The following is a 5,328-nucleotide window of genomic DNA, read 5'->3' as shown; positions in this document are numbered from 1 at the left end:
TGACGATCAGCGGGTCGCAGGCCGCCAGCACCTCCGCCGGGAGCGGACGCGGCGGGGACGGGTTCAGCACGAACCGGCTGCCCGGCACCAGGCTCCGCACCACCTCCACCACCGCCTCCAGCGGGATCTCCAACTGCGCGGAGACCACCCGGGAGGCGTGGAACAGGCTCCCGGCCGCCCGTACGTCCGCCGGCGTCAGCCGGCCGTTGGCGCCCGGCGAGACGACGATGCTGTTGTCCCCCGACGGGTCCACCGTGATCAGCGCGACCCCGGTGGGCGCCCCGCCCACCAGCACGCCCACCGTGTCCACCCCGGCCGTCCGCTGCGAGTCCAGCAGCAGTCGTCCGTGCCCGTCGTCGCCGACCCGCGCCAGCAGGGCCGTACGGGCGCCGAGCCGGGCGGCGGCGACCGCCTGGTTCGCGCCCTTGCCGCCCGGGTGGACGGCCAGGTCGGAACCGAGCACCGTCTCCCCGGCGCCGGGCCGGCGCTCGACCCCGATCACCAGGTCGGCGTTGGCCGATCCGACGACCAGGAGGTCGTAGTCGTACATGAGTCGCTCCCCGATCCGAGTGCGTCCGAGTGTGGGGGCGGGCGGTCGTCGTGACCGCCCGCCCGTGTGTCCCTGCGTCCGGCGTCAGCCCTCGAAGCCGGCCACGTTCTCCCGCGTGACCACCTTCACCGGCACCTTCACCATGCTTTCCACCTTCTCGTCCTCGGCGGCCCGCAGCGCGTTCCGTACCGCGATCCGGCCCAGTTCCGACGGCTGCTGCGCGACGGACGCGTACAACGTGCCGGCCTCGACCGCCTTCAGCCCGTCCGGCGTACCGTCGAACCCGACGACCTGGACCGACTTCCCGGCCTTGGAGCCGAGCGCCTTGATCGCGCCGAGCGCCATCTCGTCGTTCTCGGCGAAGACACCGTCGACGTCGGGGTGCGCCTGGAGCAGGTTCGTCATCACGTCCAGGCCCTTGGTGCGGTCGAAGTCCGCGGGCTGCTTGGCGACGACCTCGATGCCCGGGTAGTCCTTCAGCCCGGCCGCGAAGCCCGCGCCGCGCTCCCGGCTGGCGGAGGTGCCGGCCTGCCCCTGGAGGATGACGATGGTGCCCTTGCCGCCGAGCTTCTCGGCGAGCGCCTTGGCGCCCAGCGCGCCGCCCTCGACGTTGTCGGAGGCGACCAGCGCGGCCGTGTCCGCCCCGTTGACCCCGCGGTCCACGGCGACGACCGGGATGCCGGCCTTGTTGGCGCCGCGCACGGCGGGTGCGGCCGCGTCGGAGTCCACCGGGTTGACGACGACCGCGGAGAGCGAGCCGCTGGTGAAGTTCTGCAGCTGGTTGGCCTGCTGGGAGGCGTCGTTCTGCGCGTCCGTGACCGTCAGGTCCACGCCCAGCTTCTTCGCCTCCTCCTCGGCGCCGTTGCGGATCTGCACGAAGAAGGGGTTGTTGAGCGTCGACAGCGACAGGCCGATCTTCTGCGTCCTGCCGGCCGACGACCCGTTGTGGAGCAGGGAGGTCGCGCCGACGACCGCGACGGCGACGACCGCCGCGATGACGTACGTGAGTGCCTGCCTGCCCCTGTTCCCGCCCCCGGAGGCCCCGGCGGCCGGGGTGGTCGCGCCCGCCTTGCGGCGCAGCGTGTCGAAGAGGACGGCCAGCGCGATGACGACACCGATGACGACCTGCTGCCAGAACGCGGAGACGGACAGCAGGTTGAGCCCGTTGCGCAGCACGGCGAGGATCAGCGCGCCGATCAGCGTGCCCGACGCCTTGCCGGTGCCGCCCGCGAGGGACGCGCCACCGATGACGACGGCGGCGATCGCGTCCAGCTCGTAGCCCTGCGCGGCCTGCGGCTGCGCGGAGGCCAGCCGGGAGGCGAGCACGATGCCCGCGGCGGCGGCGAACAGCCCGGAGAAGGCGTAGATGGCGAGCTTCTGCCGCTTCACCCGCAGGCCCGAAAGGCGCGCGGCCTCCTCGTTGCCGCCGATGGCGTACATGGAGCGGCCGATGTACGTCCGTCCGAGCACGAAGGCGGTGAGCAGCCCCATGACGACCATCACGAGCACCGGCACCGGCAGCCAGCCGCCCAGCGTGTCGCCCAAGTGGGAGACCGAGTCCGGGAAGGCGATGGGCGAGCCCTGCGAGATGACGAGCGACAGACCGCGCCCCACCGACAGCATGGCCAGCGTCGCGATGAACGGCGGCAGCTTGCCGTACGAGATGAGGAAGCCGTTGACCAGACCGCAGGCGATGCCCGTCGCGACGGCCAGCAGGACGGCCAGGGCGACCGGGATCCCGGCCTCGGTCGCGCTCCACGCCAGCACCGTCGCGGACAGCGCGGCGACGGAGCCGACCGACAGGTCGATGCCCGCCGAGACGATCACGAAGGTGACGCCGAAGGCGAGGATCGCGGTCACGGCGGCCTGGACGCCGACGTTGAGGAGGTTGTCGGCGGTCAGGAAGTCCCCGGACAGCGCCGACATGGCGATGACGAGGACGATCAGCGCGGTCAGCGCGCCGTTGTCGAGGAGCAGGCGGCGCAGGCCGGCCGTGGCGCCGCCCTGCGCGCCCGGCTTGCCCTTGAGCGTGTCAGTGGCCACGGGAGGCCTCCGTTCCGTTGGTGTGGGTGCTGACGGCGAGGGCCATCACGGCGTCCTGGGTGGCCTGTTCGGCGGTGAGTTCGCCCGCGACGCGGCCCTGCGCCATGACGACCACCCGGTCGCTCATGCCGAGCACCTCCGGCAGATCGCTGGAGATCATGAGCACGGCGGCACCGGCGGCCGTCAGTTCGTTGATGAGCTGGTAGATCTCGACCTTCGCGCCGACGTCGATGCCGCGCGTCGGCTCGTCGAGGATGAGCACCTTGGTGTCCGCCAGCAGCCACTTGCCGATGACGACCTTCTGCTGGTTGCCGCCGGAGAGCGTGCGCACGTGCTGGCCGAGCCCGGCCATCCGCACGCCGAGCTGCCCGGCGATCCGCCCGGCGGCCTCGTGCTGTCCCTTGAGGTCGACGAGCCCCCCGCGGGAGGCGGACCTGAGGGTGACCAGGCCGAGGTTCTCCTCGACGGAGGCGTCGAGGACGAGCCCCTGCCCCTTGCGGTCCTCGGGCACGAGCCCGACACCGGCCGCCATGGCGGCGTTCACGTCGTGGCGGCGCAGCGGGGTCCCCGCGACGTGCACGGTCCCGGCATCGTACGGGTCGGCCCCGAACACCGCCCGGACCACCTCCGTCCGCCCGGCCCCGACGAGTCCCGCGATGCCGACGACCTCACCGGCCCGCACCTCGAAGCTCACGTCGTGGAAGACACCGTCCCGGGTCAGCCCCTCCACCTTGAGCAGCGCGTCACCGGCGTCGGCGCGCTCGCGCGGGTACTGCTGCTCGATCGACCGCCCGACCATGAGCCGTACGAGCTCGTCCTCGGGCGTGGAGGCGGGCACCTGCCCGACGCTGCGGCCGTCCCGGATCACGGTGACCCGGTCGCCGAGGGCGGCGATCTCCTCCAGGTGATGGGTGATGAACACGATCCCGACGCCGTCCTCGCGCAGCCGCCGCACGATGGCGAACAGCTTCTCGACCTCCTCGGAGGTCAGCACGGCGGTCGGCTCGTCCATGATGAGCACGCGCGCGTCCAGGCTGAGCGCCTTGGCGATCTCGACCATCTGGAGCCGCGCGATGCCGAGTTCGCGCACCCGCGCACGGGGGGAGACGTCCACCCCGACCCGCTTCAGCAGCACCTCGGCGTCCGCGTCCATCCGCTTCCGGTCGATCATCCCGAGGCGGCGCGGCTGCCGCCCGAGGAAGATGTTCTCGGCGACCGTCAGGTCGGGGACGAGGTTGAACTCCTGGTAGATGGTGGCGATCCCGAGCCGCTCGGAGGCCTGCGCACCGTGGATGCGCACCTCCTCGCCGCCGACCGTGATCCGGCCGGCGTCGGGCGTGTAGGCACCGGAGAGCATCTTGATCAGCGTGCTCTTGCCGGCGCCGTTCTCACCGAGGAGCACGTGCACCTCGCCCCGGCGCAGGTCGAAGTCGACGCTGTCGAGCGCGACCACGCCCGGGAAGGTCTTGCGGATGCCCTCGATGCGCAGCAACTCGTCCGGGCTGCTCACGACGTACTCCTTCGTACGGGGGACGGGGACTGTGGGGGCGCCGGCTCACCGCACGAGCGGCGCACGACGAGCCGGGCGGGGAGGGTGACGGACTCGCCGGGCCTGCCCTCGATCCGGTCGACGAGCGCGCGCACGGCGGCCCGCCCCAGCGCGCCGGTGGGCTGGGCGATGGCGGTGACCGGCGGATCGGTGTGCACGAACCACGGGATGTCGTCGAACGCGGCCAGCGCGATGTCGTCGGGCACCCGCAGCCCGCGCGCGCGGACGGCGTCCAGTGCGCCGAGCGCCATCAGGTTGTCGGCGGCGAACACGACCTCGGGCGGCTCGGCCAGGTCGAGGAAGCCCTCGGTGACCCGGCGCCCGCTGTCGGCCTGGAAGTCGCCCTGGCCGATGTAGGCGTCGGGGAGGGGGAGCCCGTACGCGCCGAGCGCCTCCCGGAAGGCGTCCACGCGCTCGCGGCCGGTGGTGGTGGCGGCCGGGCCGGCGATGATCGCGAGCCGCCGGTGCCCGAGCCCGTGCAGGTGCGCGACCAGGTCCCGTACGGCGTCGCGCCCGTCCGACCTGACGACGGGCACGTCCACGCCGGGGATCCACCGGTCGACGAAGACCATGGGCGTGCCCGCGCGGGCGGCGGCCAGCATGCCCGGCGACCCGCCGTCCGTGGGGGAGACGAGCAGCCCGTCGATACGGCGGTCCAGCAGCGTCGTCACGTGGTGGTCCTGGAGGTCGGGCCGCTCGTCGGCGTTGCCGATGATCACGCTGTACCCGAGCGCGCGGGCCTCCTCCTCGACGGAGCGGGCCAGCTCGGTGAAGTACGGGTTCATCACGTCGCTGATGACCAGCCCGAGGGTGCGGGTCTGGTCGGTGCGCAGGGAGCGGGCGACGGCGTTCGGGCGGTAGCCCAGCGCCTCGACGGCGGCCAGCACGCGGGTGCGGGCGTCCGCGCTGACCGACGGATGGTCGTTCAGGACGCGCGACACCGTGGCGACGGACACCCCGGCCCGCGCGGCGACGTCCTTGATGCTCGCCATCGCCGTTCCACCTCCTCGTGGAATCGATTACACGGAGGATTGGAATCGATTACACGGGTGGCTGACAAGAGGGTGCGGGGTGGCCGAAACCGAATCGTGACCGCGGGGGCGGCGGTATACCCCGGGCGACCGGGTTCTGTGTGCTGCCTTCTTGCAGGGCTGTGCGGAAGGGTGGCGTTCGCCCCGCCCCGCCC

Annotated in this window: 4 protein-coding genes; all 4 read right to left on the bottom strand. The window is 72.7% G+C overall.

Going from position 1 to position 5,328, the window contains the following annotated elements; all coding sequences use genetic code 11:
- Positions 1 to 550, bottom strand: a 550-nt coding sequence (locus tag B7767_RS13780) for a ribokinase (RefSeq protein WP_143652429.1), incomplete at its 3' end; no start/stop codon positions are given.
- Between the two features lie 84 nt (positions 551 to 634).
- Positions 635 to 2,593 carry a substrate-binding domain-containing protein gene (locus tag B7767_RS13775; RefSeq protein ID WP_085572441.1) on the bottom strand — a complete coding sequence of 653 codons (1,959 nt, stop codon included), beginning with the start codon at positions 2,591 to 2,593 and terminating at the stop codon, positions 635 to 637.
- On the bottom strand, positions 2,583 to 4,103 hold the full coding sequence (locus B7767_RS13770) for a sugar ABC transporter ATP-binding protein (RefSeq protein WP_085572440.1): 1,521 nt from the start codon (positions 4,101 to 4,103) through the stop codon (positions 2,583 to 2,585). The genes B7767_RS13775 and B7767_RS13770 overlap by 11 nt, the downstream gene beginning before the upstream one ends.
- Positions 4,100 to 5,134: a LacI family DNA-binding transcriptional regulator gene (locus tag B7767_RS13765; protein ID WP_085572439.1), complete on the bottom strand. Its 1,035-nt coding sequence runs from the start codon at positions 5,132 to 5,134 to the stop codon at positions 4,100 to 4,102. The genes B7767_RS13770 and B7767_RS13765 overlap by 4 nt, the downstream gene beginning before the upstream one ends.
- Between the last annotated feature and the right edge of the window lie 194 nt (positions 5,135 to 5,328).

Source organism: Streptomyces sp. 13-12-16 (genome assembly GCF_002114215.1).
GTDB lineage: Bacteria > Actinomycetota > Actinomycetes > Streptomycetales > Streptomycetaceae > Streptomyces.
This window is presented reverse-complemented; position numbering and strand designations above follow the sequence as displayed.

Bases quoted from the DNA above. Each gene is read 5' to 3' on its own strand.
- B7767_RS13765 (WP_085572439.1), bottom strand. From the start codon at position 5,134: ATGGCGAGCATCAAGGACGTCGCCGCGCGGGCCGGGGTGTCCGTCGCC.